The 17,255-nt window shown below is 72.7% G+C and carries 14 protein-coding genes; 3 read left to right on the top strand and 11 right to left on the bottom strand.

The annotated features are described in order from the left end of the window. Nucleotides 1-99 precede the first annotated feature (99 nt). The 10 genes from ACFWJW_RS17405 to ACFWJW_RS17360 all read right to left on the bottom strand — a co-directional run bounded on the left by ACFWJW_RS17405 (nucleotide 100) and on the right by ACFWJW_RS17360 (nucleotide 11,932). The gene (locus tag ACFWJW_RS17405; RefSeq protein ID WP_387241350.1) at nucleotides 100-1,905 is read right to left on the bottom strand and encodes a M4 family metallopeptidase; all 1,806 of its coding nucleotides are present in this window, start codon (nucleotides 1,903-1,905) and stop codon (nucleotides 100-102) included. Nucleotides 1,906-2,561: 656 nt separating this feature from the next. Next, nucleotides 2,562-2,852 carry a hypothetical protein gene (locus ACFWJW_RS17400; RefSeq protein WP_387241347.1) on the bottom strand — a complete coding sequence of 97 codons (291 nt, stop codon included), beginning with the start codon at nucleotides 2,850-2,852 and terminating at the stop codon, nucleotides 2,562-2,564. 235 nt (nucleotides 2,853-3,087) lie between these two features. Next, nucleotides 3,088-3,339: a hypothetical protein gene (locus tag ACFWJW_RS17395; RefSeq protein ID WP_042158299.1), complete on the bottom strand. Its 252-nt coding sequence runs from the start codon at nucleotides 3,337-3,339 to the stop codon at nucleotides 3,088-3,090. A 100-nt stretch (nucleotides 3,340-3,439) separates the two neighbouring features. Further along, the gene (locus tag ACFWJW_RS17390; RefSeq protein WP_387241344.1) at nucleotides 3,440-4,528 is read right to left on the bottom strand and encodes a PP2C family protein-serine/threonine phosphatase; all 1,089 of its coding nucleotides are present in this window, start codon (nucleotides 4,526-4,528) and stop codon (nucleotides 3,440-3,442) included. A 219-nt stretch (nucleotides 4,529-4,747) separates the two neighbouring features. Continuing rightward, entirely contained in the window at nucleotides 4,748-7,615 is a 2,868-nt protein-coding gene (locus ACFWJW_RS17385; protein ID WP_387241341.1) for a fumarate reductase/succinate dehydrogenase flavoprotein subunit, read from the bottom strand. 87 nt (nucleotides 7,616-7,702) lie between these two features. Next, the gene (locus ACFWJW_RS17380) at nucleotides 7,703-8,521 is read right to left on the bottom strand and encodes an ABC transporter ATP-binding protein (protein ID WP_387241338.1); all 819 of its coding nucleotides are present in this window, start codon (nucleotides 8,519-8,521) and stop codon (nucleotides 7,703-7,705) included. Then, nucleotides 8,518-9,411 (bottom strand): ABC transporter permease, encoded by an 894-nt coding sequence (locus ACFWJW_RS17375; protein ID WP_387241335.1) that lies wholly within the window; start codon nucleotides 9,409-9,411, stop codon nucleotides 8,518-8,520. Before ACFWJW_RS17375 ends, ACFWJW_RS17380 begins: the two co-directional genes overlap by 4 nt. After that, entirely contained in the window at nucleotides 9,408-10,856 is a 1,449-nt protein-coding gene (locus ACFWJW_RS17370; RefSeq protein ID WP_387241332.1) for an ABC transporter substrate-binding protein, read from the bottom strand. Before ACFWJW_RS17370 ends, ACFWJW_RS17375 begins: the two co-directional genes overlap by 4 nt. 13 nt (nucleotides 10,857-10,869) lie before the next feature. Continuing rightward, nucleotides 10,870-11,097 (bottom strand): ferredoxin family protein, encoded by a 228-nt coding sequence (locus ACFWJW_RS17365; RefSeq protein ID WP_042158306.1) that lies wholly within the window; start codon nucleotides 11,095-11,097, stop codon nucleotides 10,870-10,872. 64 nt (nucleotides 11,098-11,161) lie between these two features. Continuing rightward, nucleotides 11,162-11,932 (bottom strand): GntR family transcriptional regulator, encoded by a 771-nt coding sequence (locus ACFWJW_RS17360; RefSeq protein WP_387241328.1) that lies wholly within the window; start codon nucleotides 11,930-11,932, stop codon nucleotides 11,162-11,164. 336 nt (nucleotides 11,933-12,268) lie between these two features. Between ACFWJW_RS17360 and ACFWJW_RS17355 the strand changes: the two genes are divergently transcribed. Then, nucleotides 12,269-13,192 carry a DMT family transporter gene (locus tag ACFWJW_RS17355; RefSeq protein ID WP_387241325.1) on the top strand — a complete coding sequence of 308 codons (924 nt, stop codon included), beginning with the start codon at nucleotides 12,269-12,271 and terminating at the stop codon, nucleotides 13,190-13,192. A gap of 167 nt (nucleotides 13,193-13,359) precedes the next feature. Here ACFWJW_RS17355 and ACFWJW_RS17350 read toward each other — a convergent pair whose 3' ends face one another. Then, nucleotides 13,360-13,752 carry a PPOX class F420-dependent oxidoreductase gene (locus tag ACFWJW_RS17350; protein ID WP_387241322.1) on the bottom strand — a complete coding sequence of 131 codons (393 nt, stop codon included), beginning with the start codon at nucleotides 13,750-13,752 and terminating at the stop codon, nucleotides 13,360-13,362. 249 nt (nucleotides 13,753-14,001) lie between these two features. Between ACFWJW_RS17350 and ACFWJW_RS17345 the strand changes: the two genes are divergently transcribed. Together ACFWJW_RS17345 and ACFWJW_RS17340 are read left to right on the top strand one after the other, a co-directional pair. Next, nucleotides 14,002-14,553, top strand: coding sequence for a MarR family winged helix-turn-helix transcriptional regulator (locus ACFWJW_RS17345; protein WP_387241319.1), 552 nt, complete (start codon nucleotides 14,002-14,004; stop codon nucleotides 14,551-14,553). After that, a complete protein-coding gene (locus tag ACFWJW_RS17340; protein ID WP_387241316.1) occupies nucleotides 14,550-17,150 on the top strand; it encodes an MFS transporter in 2,601 nt (866 codons plus the stop codon). The genes ACFWJW_RS17345 and ACFWJW_RS17340 overlap by 4 nt, the downstream gene beginning before the upstream one ends. Nucleotides 17,151-17,255: the final 105 nt, after the last annotated feature.

Below are 17,255 nucleotides of genomic sequence, written 5' to 3'. Positions count from 1 at the left end.
GCCCCCCCCCCCGGGGGGGGGGGGGGCCTCCACACCCCGGGGGGGGGGGGGGGGGGGGGGGGGGCCCCCCCCCCCCCCCCCGGCCCGGTCCGGGACGGATCAGTGCTTGGTGGAGGGCGTGTTGGACGCCTTCACATTCACGGCCGCCCAGGCCCTGTCCACGGTCTTGTACTCGGTGCTCTTGGCGCCGTACATGTCCTTGGCCGCACGCAGGGTCGCGGTCCGGGCGTCGTGGAAGTCGGTCGTGGAGACCATGTACCGGGTGAGTGCCCGGTAGAAGATCGCCGTCGCCTTCGTCCGGCCGATGCCGGTCACCTTGGAGCCGTCCGCGGTGGGGGAGTTGTAGGCGACCCCGCCGATGGTCTTCTTCCCGCTGCCCTCGGCGAGCAGGTAGTAGGCGTGCGAGGAGACGCCGGAGCCGGCGTGCACCTCGGTGTCGTAGGACGCCTTCGACCAGTAGTCGACCGTGCCTTCGAGCTTGTCGAGGGACGGCTTGTCCAGCCGGCGCAGGAACTTCTGGTCGAGGCCGAGCTTCTCGCCCATCAGGTAGTTCGGCGGGTTCTTCGGGTTGTTGGTCGCGAACTCGACCGCGCTGCCGAAGATGTCCGCCAGCGACTCGTTGAGCGAGCCGGGCTCACCGAACTGGTTGCCCTCGATGTCCACCCGGGTGGGCTGGAGGTTGGCGGTCGCGTCGACGACGCCATGGGAGAGCTCATGGCCGGTGACGTCCAGGACGACCAGCGGCTTGGTGAACGTCCGGCCGTCACCGTCGCCGTAGAGCATGCAGCCGCACTGCGGGGACCAGAAGGCGTTGCCGACCTTGTCGCCGAAGTGCACCAGGGCCCGCGCCCCACGGCCGTCGTTCTTGATGCCCTTGCGGCCGAAGGTCTTCTTGTAGAAGTCGAGGGTGCTGGCGATGCCGTACTGGGCGTCGACGGCGGCGGTGGCCCGGCTGCTCGTGGTGCCGTTGCCCCAGCGGTTGGTGGTGCTGGTGAACGCCTTGCCGCCGCTGAACTTCTCCAGTTCCTTGTCGCCGGCGTCCCGGGTCTCGGTGTTGCCGCGGGTGGAGTCCTTCAGGGTGAAGGACTTCTTCGCGGTCTGGGTGGTGGACAGCGGCACACTGCCGACGAAGAAGGACGCGCCGGTGCCCTTGGCCGCCGCCGGGAAGCCGGCGGACTTCGCCGTCTGGCCCGTGGCGGGCGGGGCGGGGGTGGCCAGTCCGGTCGAGGGGTTGAGCCGCTCGCCCCGCGCGCGCAGCTTGCGCTGGAGGGCGGGCGACAGGAAGGAGTCGTCGGCCTGGACGTTGCTGAGCACCGCGCCGGTCGCCGCGTCGAGGACGACCGTACGGGCGCCACCGGACTCGGCGGTACGGCTGTCGGTCACCTGCACCTGATAGGCCAGCGTCGTACGGCCGTTGCGGGCGTCCACGACCAGTTCGGCGTCGCCGGCCCGGCCCTTGCCCACGGCAGCGGCCTTCGTCCGGGCCTCGCCGGCGGACAACTTCGGGTCCGTGCCGGTCATGTCGACCTGATGACGGTAGGCCCGGGTCACGCCCTCGTACGCCGAGTCGGCCGTCAGGTGGACGACGAGGTCGCCGCCGAGCACCGGCATGCCCCGGTGGGTCCGGACGAAGCGGACATGCTGCCGGCCGTCCGGGTCGACGAGCGTGTCGGTGGCCTTGAGGGTGTCCTTCTTGCTGACTCCGGTGGCCGAGGAGTGCGCGTAGGCGGCGTCGCGGGCGGCGTCAACGGCCTTCTGGAGGGCGGGAGTTGCGGAGGATGCAGCGACCGGCGAGGCCGGCGGGGTCGCGGAGGCACTGCCCGCCACACCCGCTGTCAGGGTGGCGGCCGTCGTCACGGCGACCGCGATGGCCAGGCGGTGTCTGCGTATGTGGGGTCTACGCACTGATGTGGATCCTTAGTGCTGCGGGGGCGGTCGGCTCGCCAACCGCCCGTACGCGCGGTGCTGTTGTGCACCACGGGGGCCGCGGGGCCCCGCGCAAACCCTGGTATGCCTGGCATGGGCATGTAAAGAGAAATGATCAGGAATCGAGATTCCTGGGCGAAATTTAACAATTGGTCAGCATTAAGTAGCCAGCAGGTGACCAACTGTGGTCCACCTGAGGAGACATGCGGTGGCGCGAAATGGTTGCTCGGAAGATGAGCGGAACTGCGGGCTGCTATGAGAGCGGGCTCGCCCGCGCCAAACGGCGGTCAGTGCGGGGCCGTTGGCGGGGGCGGGGTGCCCGGCGGCGCCGCGGTGTTGCCAAGGCGGCCGGGGGGCGTGGCGAGTGGCCGGCGTGGCGCGCGTTCGAGGGCGGTGCGACGGTCTCGCGCGGGCCGGGGGTGTGGGGGAGCGCTCTCATGCCATGGAGATCGCGACGATCTGGGCCGCGCCGTGATCCTGCCCGCGGTGCGGCCAGTGGTGCGGCGGGGCCGGCTACGGAGAGGGGCGGGCCAGGCTACGGAGAGAGCGCGTGGGGAGACCCGGTGCTACGGCGCGGCTGTCGCGCCCGGCGCCGCTCGTCGGATCAGAGGACGGCCGGGACAGGAAGACGGGCCCTAGCGGTGAAACAGCTCCTCCAGGGAGGCGTCGGCTCGCTCCCCGCCGCGTACGGCTTCGACGACGGCCTGGTGGAAGGTGCGGCTGGCCTCTTCGGAATCGCACGGGACGGGGCTGCCGGCCATGGTGTACCACTCCGACGCCCCGGTGTACTGCACAGCTACATGGGCCAGGTTCTCCGACCAGGTCGTGTGAATGGTCAGGTCACCGTTGATCACGCCGATCTCCGCGGTGTGAACCGCGCCGGGTAGGGCGTGTATCCCTACAGTGGTCCAAGATGCCCAGGTCATGGTGCCCCCTCGGCGGCAAGGGCCCCGGCCGGCGGCCGGGCGCGGTGACTCAAGTTTGGCACTTGCGGTCCGGCGGCGCACCGCATGCGGTGCCACGGATTCCGCCTGAGACGCGGAGACCGGGCCGGGCCTGGAAACCTCAAGTTATTTGAAGGAAGAACTTGAGGGTGTGGGTCCGGTGCCTGAGCGTCCGGCCGGGGCCAAGGGGGCGGGCCCGGAAGGTCCGTGGGGAAGCTCAGTCGATGACCGTATGGAAGAAGGTGACGGCGGCACCGAAGGCGGCGCCGCCGACGAGGGTGGCGGAGGCCGGGGTGCCGCCGTTGAAGAAGGTGAGCACCCCGGCGGCGATAGCGGTGAGGGCGCCGAGGAGGAAAATGACGGCGGCGCGCTGACTCAGCAGGGTTGATCTGTTGTCGGACACATCAACTCCGATCTGCGCGGGAGCGAAGGGTCGCTCGGTGCGGATGCTGATGCTCTGACTGATCATCTCATCTCCCTTCCGGAAATCTCGGCAGCACACGACGGAATTCCCCAAGGGATGGAGAAAAGCCGCGATGTGGCGGCGGCTGTGGAGTGATGACGGGGAGTTATGCGCCCTCTCCCTGCCGGGTGAGGGCGAGCACCGCCATGTCGTCGTCGCGCGGGCCGCCGGTCCAGTGCTCGACGTCCCGCACCAAGCGGTCGATCACGTCCTGTGGTCCCCGGAACGGGCCGTGGCCCGCCAGCTGTGCCGCGGGATCGTAGAACCGTCCGGCGGCGTCGCGGGCCTCCGTCACGCCATCGGTGACCAGCAGCAGGGTGCTGCCCGCCGGGAACGGTCGGTCGGCCGGGAGGGTCCGTTCCACTCCCAGCGTGCCCATCCCCAGCGGCAGCCCCGGATCGCCGGGCTCCAGGACGTGCACCTCGTCGTCGTGGCAGAGGTAGGGCGCGGGGTGGCCGCAGTTCAGCATCCGCAGGCCCGCGGCCCCCGGGAGGACTTCGCAGAGCAGGGCCGTGATGAAGCCCTCCAGCCGGTCCTCCTCGGAAGTGTGCTCGCTCTCCCGGAGCAGGGCGCGCTCCATCCGGTCGGCCAGCGTGGCGAGGTCCGGCTCCTCCTCGGCGGCCTCGCGGAACGCGCCCAGCAGCACCGACACCGCGCTCACCGCGCCCAGCCCCTTGCCGCGCACATCGGCGATCAGCAGCCGGACGCCGAACGGGGTCCGCTGGACGGCATAGGCGTCGCCGCCGATCCGGGCCTCGCTCTGGGCGGCCTGGTAGCGGGCGGCGATGGCCAGCGGGCCGATGCGTTCCGGCGGTGCGGGCAGCACGGCACGCTGGGCGGCCTCCGCCACCGAACGCACCACGTCCAGATGGCGTCCGTGGCGGGCGATCACCCGATTGACGCCGACCCCCATGAGCGCGGCGAAGAGGGTGTTGATGAGCTCCAGATAGCCCACGATGTCGCCGGCGGTGCCGTCCTTCACCGTGAGTGCGAAGACGCCGCCGACGATGGCGGCGCCGATGGCGAGGGTGTGCCGCAGGGAGAGCAGCGCACCGGCCATCACGCTGGCCGCCGTCAGCATCGGGTCGCCCCAGTAGTCGGCCGGCGAGAAGGCGTCCCAGACGAGCCCTCCGGCGACCAGGACGCTCGGGGCGAACTCGACGTATCGGGGCCATCGGGGGGTGAGGGAGGGCATAGGCATTCCTGACCAGCTGTCCATGTCGGCTAGCAGGAATATGCCTGTTTTGGGCAGTTTTATACCGGGGGTGCGGTGGGTGGCACGCGCCGTCGCGGACGGTCCGTGGGCCACCCGCGGTACGCCGCCGGCCGTGGGGAGCTGGATGCCGCCCGCCGGGATGCGGCCCACCGGTCCGGGCGGCCCCGCCCCGGCCCGCGCCCCCGCACCGCGCCCGTGTCACCCCTTCGTCGCGAGCCGGGCGTAGGCGCGGACGTCGGCGTCCGGGTCGTCCGCGACCGTGGCCAGTGCCTGGCGGGCGTCCGCGCGGGCGGCGTGCGCGCGCAGCGCGAGCACCCCCGCCTTGCGGACATCCGCGTGCCCGTCGGAGAGAGCGGAGCGCAGCGCGGCCACGGCCGGCTCGGGGGCGGCGGCGGCCAGGGCGGTGGCGGCGCCGGACCGGACCTGCCAGGCCGGGTCGCCGAGCGCCGCGACGGCCGCCGCGTCATAGGGCGGCGGGCAGCCGGTGGTGGCCAGCGCCGCGAGCGCCGCGGCCCGTACGAGGACATCCGCGTCGCGGAGCGGCACCGCCAGATCCCCGGGGCCGCCGACCGTGCCGAGTCCGTGCGCGGCGGCCACCCGGACCTCACGGGAGGCGTCCCGGGCGGCCCGGCGCAGATCATCCGCGGCGTCGACGGAGACCAGCGCGCGGACGGCCTGGACGCGTACCTCCACGGCGGGGTCGGTGAGCGCGGCGGCGAAGAGGGGCCGGTCGCCGAGGCGCAGCGCACGCAGCACCTCCACGGCCGCCGCGCGGACGGCCGCGTCGGGCCCGTGCACCGCGGCGGCCAGCGGCGTACGCAGACCGGGCTCCGCAGGGAGGACCTCGCTCAGCTCACGCAGTGAGGCGCCGGCGGCCGCCCGTACGGCGGGGTCGGGGTCGGTGAGGACGGTGGCGAGGGCCGGGCCGGTGCCGGGCGGGACGGTCTCGGTGAGGGTGTCGACGGCGGCGCGCCGTACGGCCGGGTCGGGGTCGGCGAGGTACGGGCGCAGCGCCGGGAGGTCGGGCTGGTCCTCGGCGAGGGCGAGGAGTTCGAGGATGCGGGGAGAGGTGCCGGCCCCGGCTCCGGCTCCGGCTCCGGCCCCGGCTCCGGCTCCGGCTCCGGGCACGGTTCCGGCCGTGCCGCCGCCGACAGCCCCCGGGGTGGTTCCGGCCGTGCCGATGCCGCCACCGCCCGCCCCGCCGTCCGCCCCCGAAGCCCTCACCGCCACCGCACCCACCACCGCGGACTCCACCGGCGGCCGGTCCCGCCGCCCCGCCGTCGCGACCTGTTCCGGATGGACCTCGCCGAGGAACCGGGGCGCGCCGCCCACGGGGCGGTACTCGTCGACCGGGACGAGGTACGGCGCCACCGGGCGGGCGGTGAACTCCATCCGTCCCGTCGCCGACTTCCGCAGATCCAGGTGGTGCAGCCAGTCGGTGTCATCGGTCTCCGGGTGGTCCGTGCGTGCGTGGTAGAGGCCCCAGCGGGACTCGGTGCGGGCCAGTGACGCGCGGGCGGCCATCTCGGCGCAGTCGCGGATGAAGCCGACCTCGGCGCAGCGCATCAGCTCATGCGGGGTGCGGGCGCCCATCGCGGCGAGGTCGGTGTGCATCCGCGCGAAGTGCTCGACGGCCAGCGACAGCCGGGCGCCGCTCTTGGGCGGGGCGACGTAGTCGTTGACGAAGCGCCGGAGTTTGTACTCGACCTGCGGCTGCGGCGGGCCGTCGGGGTTCCGCAGCGGCCGGTAGATCAGTTCATGGGCGTCGCGCAGCTGGTCATGGGGCAACTCGCCCTCGTACGCCCGGTATTGGGCCGCGTCCGCGCCCGCCAGATCACCGAAGACGAACGCGCCGATCATGTAGTTGTGCGGGACACAGGCCAGGTCGCCGGCCGCGTACAGGCCCGGCACGGTGGTGCGGGCATGGTCGTCGACCCGTACCCCCGAGGCCGAGTGCCCGCCGCACAGGCCGATCTCGGAGATGTGCATCTCCACGTCGTGGGTGCGGTAGTCGTGGCCGCGCCCGGCGTGGAAGGTGCCACGGGTGGGGCGCTCGGTGGTGTGCAGGATCGTCTCCAGGGCGGAGACGGACTCCTCCGGGAGGTGACTCAGCTTCAGATAGACCGGACCGCGTTCGGAGGCGACCTCGGCCGCGAACTCCGCCATCATCTGCCCCGACCAGTAGTCGGATTCCACGAACCGCTCACCGTGCCGGTTGACCTGGTAGCCGCCGAACGGATTGGCCACATAGGCGCAGGCCGGGCCGTTGTAGTCCTTGATCAGCGGATTGATCTGGAAGCACTCGATGCCGGTCAGCGCGGCACCCGCGTGGTAGGCCATGGCGTAGCCGTCACCGGCGTTGGTGGGGTTCTCGTACGTGCCGTAGAGATAGCCCGAGGCGGGCAGGCCGAGGCGGCCGCAGGCGCCGGTGGCGAGGATCACCGCGCCGGCCCGGACCGTGACGAAGTGCCCGGTGCGGGTGTGGAAGCCCGCCGCCCCGACCGCCCGGCCGCCGGCGGTCAGCACCCGCACCGGCATGATGCGGTTCTCGATGCGGATCCGCTCGCGCATCTCACGGCGGCGCAGCTGCCGGTAGAGGACCTTCTTGACGTCCTTGCCCTCGGGCATCGGCAGCACATACGAGCCGGAGCGGTGCACCTGGCGGACCGCGTACGCGCCGTGTTCGTCCTTCTCGAACTTCACGCCGTACGCCTCCAGCCGCTGCACCATGGCGAAGCCGCGGGTCGCGGTCTGGCGGACGGTGGACTGGTCGACGATGCCGTCGTTGGCGCGGGTGATCTCGGCGACGTAGTCGTCGGGTTCCGCGCGGCCCGGGACGACGGCGTTGTTGACCCCGTCCATGCCCATCGCGAGCGCACCGGAGTGCCGGACATGCGCCTTCTCCAACAGCAGGACGGATGCGCCGTGTTCGGCCGCGGTGAGCGCCGCCATCGTTCCGGCGGTGCCCCCGCCGATGACGAGGACGTCGCAGGACAGCTCCTCGGCGGAGTCGAGGGCGGGGATCGCCATGGCTTCCGTGGTCGCGCCGACGGTGTCTTCCGGCATGACAGTGCCTTTCGCTCGCCCGGCCACGTACGAGGACGTGCCGGTCAGGTCGGTGAAGTTCCGGGCCGCGCCGGTGCCGGGCGCCGGTCAGGAACCGGGCCGGCCGTCCAGGGACGCGAGGACCTCGCGGCGCAGGGCGACCGTCGCCGGATCGGTGTGCGCCCCGCGCAGACGGGGCCGTGGTACGTCCAGCACCCGGCCGGTGCCCAGCAGCGCGACCCGGTCGCCCAGGAACAGCGCCTCGTCCACGTCGTGGGTGACGAAGACGACGGTCGCCCGGGTGCCGCTCAGCGCCGTGACCAGCAACTGCTGCATACCGGCCCGGGTCGGTGCGTCGAGCGCGCCGAACGGTTCGTCCATCAGGACCGCGCGCGGCCGCCCGGCCAGCGCACGGGCCAGCTGGGTGCGCTGCCGCTGGCCGCCGGAGACCTGGTGCGGCAGCCGGGCGGCGTGCTCGGTGAGCCCGACCCGGGCCAGCCACTCGTCGGCCCGCACCCGGCGCTGCGCACGGGCCACTCCCCGGATGGCCAGCGGGAGTTCCACATTGGCCCGCAGGCTGCGCCAGGGCAGCAGGGCGTCCTCCTGGAAGACCAGCGCCCGGTCGGCGGCCGGCCCCTCGACCGGCGTGCCGTCCTCGGCCAGCCGGCCGCCGAGCAGCGGCAGCAGCCCGGCCAGCGTGCGCAGCAGGGTGGACTTGCCGCAGCCGGACGGTCCGACGACGGTGAGGATCTCGCCCGCGGCGACATCGAGGTCCAGGCCGTCGAGGACGGGGGCGCCGGGCCGGCCGAGCACGGCATCGCTCAGGGTCAGCCGGAGGCCCGGTGCGGGTGCGGGTGCGGGTGCGGGTGCGCGGTCCGAGGCCGCCCCGGCGGCCTCGGTGTCGGTGCCGGTCTCGGTACGGGTCATGACGGCTCCCCGAGTGCGGCCCGGACGGTCCGCCACCGGGCCCGCCCGCCCGCGGACGCCCCCGGGCCGCGCGCGGTGCGCGGCAGCCAGCGCGTCAGCCGCCGCCCCAGCAGTTCCACCGCCGTGGACGTGAGCCGCCCGAGCAGGCCGATGGTGGCCATCCCGACGAAGACCCCCGGGTAGTCGACGATGGTGTAGTCCTGCCAGGTGCGATAGCCCACGCCGTACTCGCCGGAGATCATCTCGGCGGAGATCACACAGATCCACGAGACGCCGATGCCCACCGACAGTCCGCCCAGGATGCCGGGCAGCGCCCCCGGCAGCACCACCGAGCGCAGCACCCGCCACCGGCCCCCGCCCATGGTGCGCACCGCCTCCTCCCAGACGGGCGTCAGCGCCCGCACCGCGTGCCGGGTGGAGACCGTGACCGGGAAGAACGCGGCGGTGAACGTGATGAAGACGATGCCCTGTTCATTGCTGGGGAACAGCAGGATCGCCACCGGGACCAGCGCGATCGCCGGTATCGGGCGCAGCACTTCGAGCAGCGGACCGAAGAGGTCGGAGACGACGGGGGAGCGGGCGAGAGCGGTGCCGACGGCGACGCCGAGGACGGCCGCGAGGACGAAGCCGCCGACGATCCGGGCCAGGCTGTCGGAGACGTCCTGCCAGTACGTGGCGGTGCCCAGCCGGCGGGCGAACTCCCGGGCCGTCTCGGCGACCGTGGGGAACTGGGAGAACCGCAGCCACAGATTCACCCGGTACTGGGCGAGCAACTGCCACCCGGTGAGCGCCACGAGGACCGCGGCCGTGATCCGGGCGTACCGGAGCCAGGGCCCTCGGGGCGGGCCGGTCCGCCCCGTGCTGTCGGCCGTTGGGGCGGGCGCGCTCATCGGGCCTCCTCCAGAGCGGCGGCGTAGCCGACGGTGCGGGCACCGTGGTGCCGCCGCGTCCAGGCGTCGGCGGTGGCCCGGGTGGCGAAGGGCAGCAGCCGTGCGCCGTCGCGGACCCAGACCGACTTGTCGGCGAACCAGCGGGTGCCGGTCGTCGTATCGGCCACATACGCGGCACGCACCGTGTCGCGGTGCGCGGCGACGAACCGGAGCAGCGCCCGGGGACCGGCGAAGGAATGGGTCCGGTCCGCGCCGCGCAGCCACACCTCGTCCGGGGACGGGTGCCCGGTGGCGCGCACCGACCGGGCGTAGTCCCGGCCGTAACTCTGCTGGAGATAGCGGTCGTTGACGAAGGAGTCGACATCGACCGGCCCGGTCAGCTTCGCCGCGCGCAGCACCGGGACGTCCTTCTTCAGTGCGGCGATCAGCTGCGGCTTGAGGGTGGGATCGAAGGTCGCGGTGCCGCCGGCGCCGTTGTAGAGGTAGACCACTTCGGGCGGCAGCCCGGTGGCCCTGGCGACCCGCTGCGCGGCGTCGACGGGGTGGGCACGCAGGTAGCGGGTCGCCTCCCGCTGGGCGGCGAGAAACGCCCGCACCACGGCCGGGCGCCGGGTGGCGAACGCGTCCCGTACGGTCACGCCGTGGAAGGTGGGCAGACCGAGCGCGCCCCCGTCGTAGAGCGGCTGTGCCTTGCCCTGGAAGGCGAGCAGCCCCGGCCAGGCCACGAACTGTGACAGCGCGTCCACGCTGCCCGACTGGAGCGCCGAGGCCCCCACCGCCGGCTGCTGGTTGAGCTTGTGGATGTCCTGCTCCGGATCGAGCCCGGCCTGCCGCAGCGCCCGCACCAGGGTGCCGTCGGACGCCGAACCGACGCTGCTGGAGACCTTCTTGCCGCGCAGGTCCCGCACCGAGCGCAGCGCCGAACCGGGCCTGGTGACCACGGTGTTGAGCGCCCCGCGCAGGTTGTAGCCGGTCACCGAGACCAGCCGGGTGGGGGCGCGCAGCTGCTTGCCGCGGGCGGCATTCAGCAGCAGCGGGAAGTCGCCCATCGAGCCGATGTCGACCTTCCCGGCGACCATCTGCGCGGTGATCGGCGCACCGGTCGCATAGTCCTGCCACCGCACCTTGTACGTCTTCCCGTCCCGCTTGCCCTGGGCGCGCAGCGCACGCTCGAAGGAGCCGAGTGAGCGCAGCAGCGTACCGGCGGTGACCGTGTTGATGGTCTTGGACTGGTAGCCGACGGTCACGGTGACGGTCTTGTCGTCCGAGGCGTCCGCGGGCGTGCCGCAGGCGCTGAGCGGGCCCAGCAGCACGGACGCCAGCGCCGCGGCGAGCGCACGGCGGCGGGCCGGGTGCGGTACGGCGGGCGGGGAACCCGGAGCGGCCGGGGACGGGGACAGGGAGGGGGACGGCGGGAACGGGGAGCCCGGGAATCGGGAGCTCATGAACGGGGGCCTCTCATCGCAGCAGATAGGGCATGTTGACCGTGACCGCGCCGGTGGGACAGCGGGCGGCGCACGGGCCGCAGTACCAGCACTCGTCGACGTGCATGTACGCCTTGTTGCTCGCCGGGTCGATGGCGAGCGAGTCCAGCGGGCACATGTCGACGCACAGGGTGCAGCCGTCGATGCACTTCGACTCGTCGATGGTCACGGGCACATCGGCGCGTTGCGGCACAAGAGGCATGGCGGTCTCCAGGGCATGGCGGGGGAGCGGAAGAGGTCCGGGAGGGGAGCGGTGCGGGAGTGGCTCAGATCGTGCGGTGCAACAGGCCCCGCATGGTGAGGCGATCGCCGCGGAAGCGGATGAATTCCAGGTCGACGGGGGTGCCGTCGGCGAGATGGGTGAGGCGTTCGAGCATCAGCACGGCAGTGCCGCGCGGCGCCTCCAGGACAGCGGCGGAGTGCGCATCGGCATTGACGGCCTCCAGGGTGATCTCGGCGGTGCCCAGGGGCTGTCCGGCGGTCTCCTCGATCAGCCGGAAGACGTCGTTGTGCTCCAGATCGGCGTCGAGCAGCGGCAGTCCGACGGGCAGCGGGATATAGGTCAGGTCCAGGGACAGCGGCAGACCGTCGAGCCTGCGCAGCCGCTCCACGTAGAGGACCTCGGCCCGCGGCGGAAGCCGCAGCCGCTCCGCCACCGGGGCCGGCGCCGCGACCGGACTGATGGTGCGTACCTCATTGGTGACCGTGCCGTGCGAGTGCAGGGTCTCGGCCAGACCCATCAGCCGGTCGAGGGCATGCGGGTACTTCTGACACACCACCACCGTGCCCACCCCCGGCTGCCGCGCCACGAGCTGTTCGGCGCGCAGCAGATCGAGGGCCTGGCGGACGGTGTTGCGGGACATGCCGTAGTCCGCGCCGATCACCTCCTCGTGCGGCAGCACGCCGCCGGGGAAGCCACCCCCGAGCACCTGGTGGCGCAGCAGGTCGGCGAGTTGCCGGGCGTGGTCCGCGCGGAGCCGGCGACGGCGCGCGGCCGCTACCGGAGTCGTGTGCTGGCGGGTCCGTTCGGCTGGCATGCGGTGGACCATACCGACGAGATCCGGCCAGTGGTGTTGCCGCAGTGTTGCGCCACCTGCCGCCCGTGGGGCCACGGTTGTGACCTGGTGTTTCGACGCCGGGGTGACAAGATCTGCCGCCCCGGGGACGGCCGCGCGGCACTCCGGACGCAGCCACAGCGGCACCCGGTGCACCTCCGTCCGGCTCAGCGAATACGGCCCTGCGGCGCCCGTGTCGCCGGGCCGTCCCGTCGGCCGCCGGATAGCGTCGAAGACCGCTACAGCGCCGCCCCGCCGCCCGGCCACCAGGGCGCGGGCCCCGCCCCGGTGCCCGGGTGGCCGACGAGGAGGTGGGCCGTGACCACGTGGCCGGCCGTACTGTTCGCACTGCTCGCGGCGGCCAGCAACGCACTGGCCACGGTCCTCCAGCGCCGGGCCGCCCGTACGGTCCCGCTCTCCGCCGGACTGCGCCTGGGGCTGCTGGTCGACCTGCTGCACCGGGCCGTCTGGCTCGGCGGGATGCTCGCGGTCGTCGCCGCGGCCTGCTTCCAGGCGCTGGCCCTGTCCCAGGGAGCGCTGTCGGTGGTGCAGCCGCTGTTCGTCCTCGAACTGCCCCTCGCCCTGCTCATCGGACGGGTCCTCCTCGGGGGACGGATCCCCCGCTCCGGCTGGGTCGGGGTGGGACTGCTGGTCGTCGGCCTGGGCTCCGCTCTCGCCGCCGCCGCGCCCACCATCGGTACCACCCACGCCCCCTTCGACCGCTGGGTGCCCGCGCTGGCGGTCTGCGCCGCGGTGATCGTCACCGCGGTCGGTGCCGCGCTCCGGCGCGGTGCGGGCGGCGTACGGGCCGCCTGCTTCGCCGGGGCGACCGCGGTCGGCTACGCCCTCACGGCGGCCATGCTGAAGGACGCCACACATGCCTGGCAGACCGGCGGCCCCGCCGCGTTCTTCAGCACCTGGCAGACCTATGGCTTCGCCCTGACCGGCGTACTGGCCATCTTCCTGCTGGAGAACGCGATGCAGTCGGGCCCGCTGACCGCCTCGCAGCCGGTCCTCACGCTCGGCGACGCGCTGGTGAGCCTGTCGCTGGGCGTCACCCTCTACGACGAACGGGTACGGACCGGCTGGTGGCTGCTGCCCGAGGCGGTGGGCGTCGCGCTGGTCCTGTGGGGCGCCGTGCTGCTCTCCCGTGTCGCGCTGGCCCGGGACCTGACGGGTGCTCAGGACGAGGCGCCGGCAGTCGTCCACGAGGGCACGGAGCCCGGGCCGGCGGACACCTGAGCGCGGCGGGGAGCCGGCCCGTGCGGCGGGGCCGTGCGGCGGACACCTGAGAGTCGCGCCGCCCGGCCCTCCCGGCACCGCCGTGCCCGGAGCCGCGTCACAGCATGACGTGCTTGACCTGCGTGTAGTCCAGCAGACCGGCGAGGGACAGATCGCTGAGCCGCGCCTCACCCCGTACCGCTGATGCTCCGCGGCTCGATGACGAACAGCACGCGTTCCTCGTCGCGGCCCCCGTACCAGGGGTACGGCTTGCCGAGGTACTTCTGCGCGAGCTGCTCGATGTGCTCGACCGCGCCCTCGGTCGTGGTCTCGACCACCCGGCCGCGCACCTGGAAGTAGCGCGCGGGGTGGTCCGGGTCGGAGACCGCGACGGCGACGCGGGGGTCGCGCTGGATGTTCCGGGTCTTCACATGGCTCCGGACGCTGTTGATCAGTACATGGGTGCCGTCGGTGTCGACCCAGGTCTGGGTCAGCTGCGGGGACCCGTCGGGCATCGAGGTGGCCAGGAAGCAGACGCTCGGCCGGCGCAGCAGCGCGAGGAGTTCAGGGGGAAGGTGCACAACGGCCTCCGGCCGGGGTCGGATGGCGGCGGTCTTGTCCGGTTTCCGTACGCCGTCGGGGGGACGTGCGCCGCTCGTGGAGGGGGCGTGGCGGAGCATATACGGGCCGGACCAGTGCCTCCGCACCCCCATCTCCGCATCCGTACCCCGGGGTTGGGCGGTGCGGAGCGGGTGATTCCAGCCGCTATGCTTGGTGGATACAAGCAAGGTACTCACGGGCCGATGACAGCACCGCGAAGGATCACGACGATGAGTAAGGGCACGGTCCATGACTGCGGCCGGGCTGCCCCGGAGGTCACCGCCTCATCGGGGCTGGAGGAGGCGGCCGCCGGACTGGGAACGGAGATCGTCCGGTTCTCGCGGCTGATCGCGGCCTGGAAGCAGCGGGCCAAGGGCGACGGCGGTGCCGCCGACCGGGTGCTGCTGGCCCGGCTGGTGGTCGGCGGGGACCAGCGGGCGACCGATCTGGCCGCCGATGCGTTCCTCGATCTGTCGACCGTCAGCCGGCAGGTGCGCTCGCTGGTGGAGCGCGGCCTGGTGACCCGTCGCCCGGACCCGGAGGACCGCCGCGGGTCGCTGCTGGCCGCGACCGCGGCGGGGCGTGCCGCGTTCGCGCACTACCGCAGTCAGCGCGACGCGGAACTGGCCGCGCTCCTCGAACCGTGGTCGCCCCAGGACCGGGCCGACCTGATCCGGCTCCTCGGCCGTCTCAACGAGCACATGGCAGAACGACAACACACACGGCTGGGTCCCGGGGGAGACCAGGGCGCCGCCGTGGAGCAGGGAGACCTACGTACATGAGCACCGCCACCTCCCCGCCCGGGGCGGGAACCGGGGAGATACCCGGACCAGGAATCCTGAGTCACCGTCAGATACTCACCATCCTCAGCGGTTTGATGCTGGGGATGTTCCTCGCCGCGCTCGACCAGACCATCGTCAGCACCTCGATCCGGACCATCGCCGACGATCTGCACGGCCTCAGCCAGCAGGCGTGGGCGACCACCGCGTATCTGATCACCTCGACGATCGCCACGCCGCTCTACGGCAAGCTGTCCGACCTGTACGGCCGCAAGCCGTACTACCTGGCCGCGATCACCATCTTCGTCGTGGGTTCGGTGCTGTGCACCTTCTCCACCTCGATGACCGAACTCGCCGCGTTCCGGGCGGTGCAGGGCCTGGGCGCCGGCGGTCTGATGTCGCTGGCGCTGGCGATCATCGGGGACATCGTCCCGCCCCGCGAACGCGCCCGCTACCAGGGCTACATGCTCGGCACCTTCGCCACCTCCAGTGTGGCCGGGCCGCTGATCGGCGGGGCGCTCGCCGGGCAGGACCAGCTGCTGGGCATCACCGGCTGGCGCTGGGTCTTCCTGGTCAACGTCCCGATCGGGATCATCGCGCTGTTCGTGGTCGCCAAGGTCCTCAACATTCCGCACACCCGGCGCGATCACCGCATCGACTGGTGGGGAGCGCTCACCCTCTCCGTCGGTGTGGTGCCGCTGCTGCTCGTCGCGGAGCAGGGCCGGGAGTGGGGCTGGGACTCCTCCCGGTCGATCGCCTGCTATGCGATCGGTGGCGTCGGCATCATCGCCTGGATCTTCGTCGAGCGGTGGATCGGCGACGACGCGCTGATCCCGATGCGGCTGTTCCGCAACGGCACCTTCAGCAAGACCAGTGTGCTGTCCGTGCTGATCGGTATGGGGATGTTCGGCGGGATGCTGATGATCCCGCAGTACCTCCAGATCGTGAAGGGCGCCAGCCCCACCAGCTCGGGTCTGGAAATGCTGCCGCTGATGGCGGGCATGTTCATCGCCTCCATCGCGTCGGGCCAGATCACCGCCAAGACCGGCCGCTACAAGATCTTCCCGATCATCGGGACCGCGCTGATGATCGCGGCGATGCTGCTCTTCCACTTCCGGGTCCAGTGGGACACCCCGCTGTGGGAGACCATGATCTACATGCTGGTCTTCGGCCTCGGCCTGGGCGGCTGTATGCAGACGCTGGTGCTGGCGGTGCAGAACGCGGTGCCGCCGCGGGACATGGGCGTGGCGACCGCCTCGTCCACGTTCTTCCGTCAGATGGGCGCCACCGCCGGTACCGCGGTCTTCCTGTCGGTGCTGTTCAGCACGGTCGGTGACAAGATCTCCGCGGCGTTCAAGGACGCGGTGTCCACCGAGCGGTTCCAGGCCGCGCTGCATGACCCCGCGGTGCTGCACGACCCCGCCAACAAGCCCGTGCTGGACATGCTCAAGCACCCCGGCAACGGGGACTCCTCCGGCGTGCTCAGCGATTCGTCGTTCATCCAGCACCTCGATCCGCGGCTGGCCGAGCCGTTCAAGCGCGGCTTCGCGGACTCGATGCACACGGTCTTCCTCATGGGGGCGATCGTCGTCGCCCTGGCCTTCCTTCTGATCTGGTTCATCAAGGAGGTCCCGCTGCGGCAGATCTCCGGGCTCCAGGCCCGTGCGGAGGCCGACGCCGAAGCCGATGCCGCGGCGAACGGTGCCGAGGGGGACGCGGAGGTCACGTCGACGCCGTCCGGGCCGTCCGAGCCCGGCGGTGCCCCGGGCGCCGACGCCGTACCGGCCGTGACCGCGGCCTCCGCACCGGCCGCGGACCGTGGCAACGGCACGACCGGTCCGGAGATCCGGGGAACCGTACGGGACGGTGACGGCCGGCCGGTGGACCGGGCCGCGGTCACCCTGATCAGCGTCGACGGCCGGCAGCTCGGCCGTACCTCGACCGCCGCCGACGGCGGCTACGCGCTGCCCACGACGGGCGCCGGCAGCTATGTGCTGATCGGCTCCGCGGGGGCCCGGCAGCCGCGGGCCGTGACCGTCGTGGTGGGCGGCGAGCCGGTGTCGTACGACCTGACCCTCGGCGGCGCGGCCGGCCTTGAGGGCGAGGTCCGCGACGAGAAGGGCGACGACCCGGTGCCCGGCGCGCTCGTCGTGGCCACCGATGTCACCGGCGAGGTCGTGGCATCCGGCGTGGCCGGCCAGGACGGCAGCTTCGCGTTCGGTGAACTGGCCCCCGGCAGCTACACCCTGGCCGTCAGCGCCGCCCGCCACCGCCCGTCCGCCCTCCCGGTGGAGGTCACCACCGGCGACCGCAACTGGTACGAGATCCGGCTGACGCCCGGCGCCCAGGTCCGGGGCACCGTACGCACGGTGCACGGCAGCCCGGTGGACGACGCCCGGGTGACCCTGCTGGACCCGGCGGGCCAGGTGGTGGGCACCGCCACCAGCGGACAGGACGGGGAGTACGTCTTCACCGACCTCGACAGCGGTGCGTACACCCTGATCGCCAGCGGCTACCCGCCGGTGGCCACCCCGCTGCATGTGGCGGCCGCCGGAGACGGTGAGTTCGACATCGAGCTGGGGCACGACCCGGTGCGGTGACGGACGGCGGGATACGGCAGGACGGGGGCCCGGCGCAGGCGGAGTGCCGGGCCCCCGTCCATGACCGGCCGGGCGCCGCTCCACCGCCCCGCGCCGCGCTCACCA

Source organism: Streptomyces sp. NPDC127097 (assembly GCF_042724075.1).
GTDB lineage: Bacteria > Actinomycetota > Actinomycetes > Streptomycetales > Streptomycetaceae > Streptomyces.
Note: the sequence above shows the minus strand (reverse complement) of the source record. Positions and strands in the feature narration are given on the sequence as shown.

Bases quoted from the DNA above. Each gene is read 5' to 3' on its own strand.
- ACFWJW_RS17400 (WP_387241347.1), bottom strand. From the start codon at position 2,852: ATGACCTGGGCATCTTGGACCACTGTAGGGATACACGCCCTACCCGGC.
- ACFWJW_RS17395 (WP_042158299.1), bottom strand. From the start codon at position 3,339: ATGATCAGTCAGAGCATCAGCATCCGCACCGAGCGACCCTTCGCTCCC.
- ACFWJW_RS17390 (WP_387241344.1), bottom strand. From the start codon at position 4,528: ATGCCCTCCCTCACCCCCCGATGGCCCCGATACGTCGAGTTCGCCCCG.
- ACFWJW_RS17385 (WP_387241341.1), bottom strand. From the start codon at position 7,615: ATGCCGGAAGACACCGTCGGCGCGACCACGGAAGCCATGGCGATCCCC.
- ACFWJW_RS17380 (WP_387241338.1), bottom strand. From the start codon at position 8,521: ATGACCCGTACCGAGACCGGCACCGACACCGAGGCCGCCGGGGCGGCC.
- ACFWJW_RS17375 (WP_387241335.1), bottom strand. From the start codon at position 9,411: ATGAGCGCGCCCGCCCCAACGGCCGACAGCACGGGGCGGACCGGCCCG.
- ACFWJW_RS17370 (WP_387241332.1), bottom strand. From the start codon at position 10,856: ATGAGCTCCCGATTCCCGGGCTCCCCGTTCCCGCCGTCCCCCTCCCTG.
- ACFWJW_RS17365 (WP_042158306.1), bottom strand. From the start codon at position 11,097: ATGCCTCTTGTGCCGCAACGCGCCGATGTGCCCGTGACCATCGACGAG.
- ACFWJW_RS17360 (WP_387241328.1), bottom strand. From the start codon at position 11,932: ATGCCAGCCGAACGGACCCGCCAGCACACGACTCCGGTAGCGGCCGCG.
- ACFWJW_RS17345 (WP_387241319.1), top strand. From the start codon at position 14,002: ATGAGTAAGGGCACGGTCCATGACTGCGGCCGGGCTGCCCCGGAGGTC.
- ACFWJW_RS17340 (WP_387241316.1), top strand. From the start codon at position 14,550: ATGAGCACCGCCACCTCCCCGCCCGGGGCGGGAACCGGGGAGATACCC.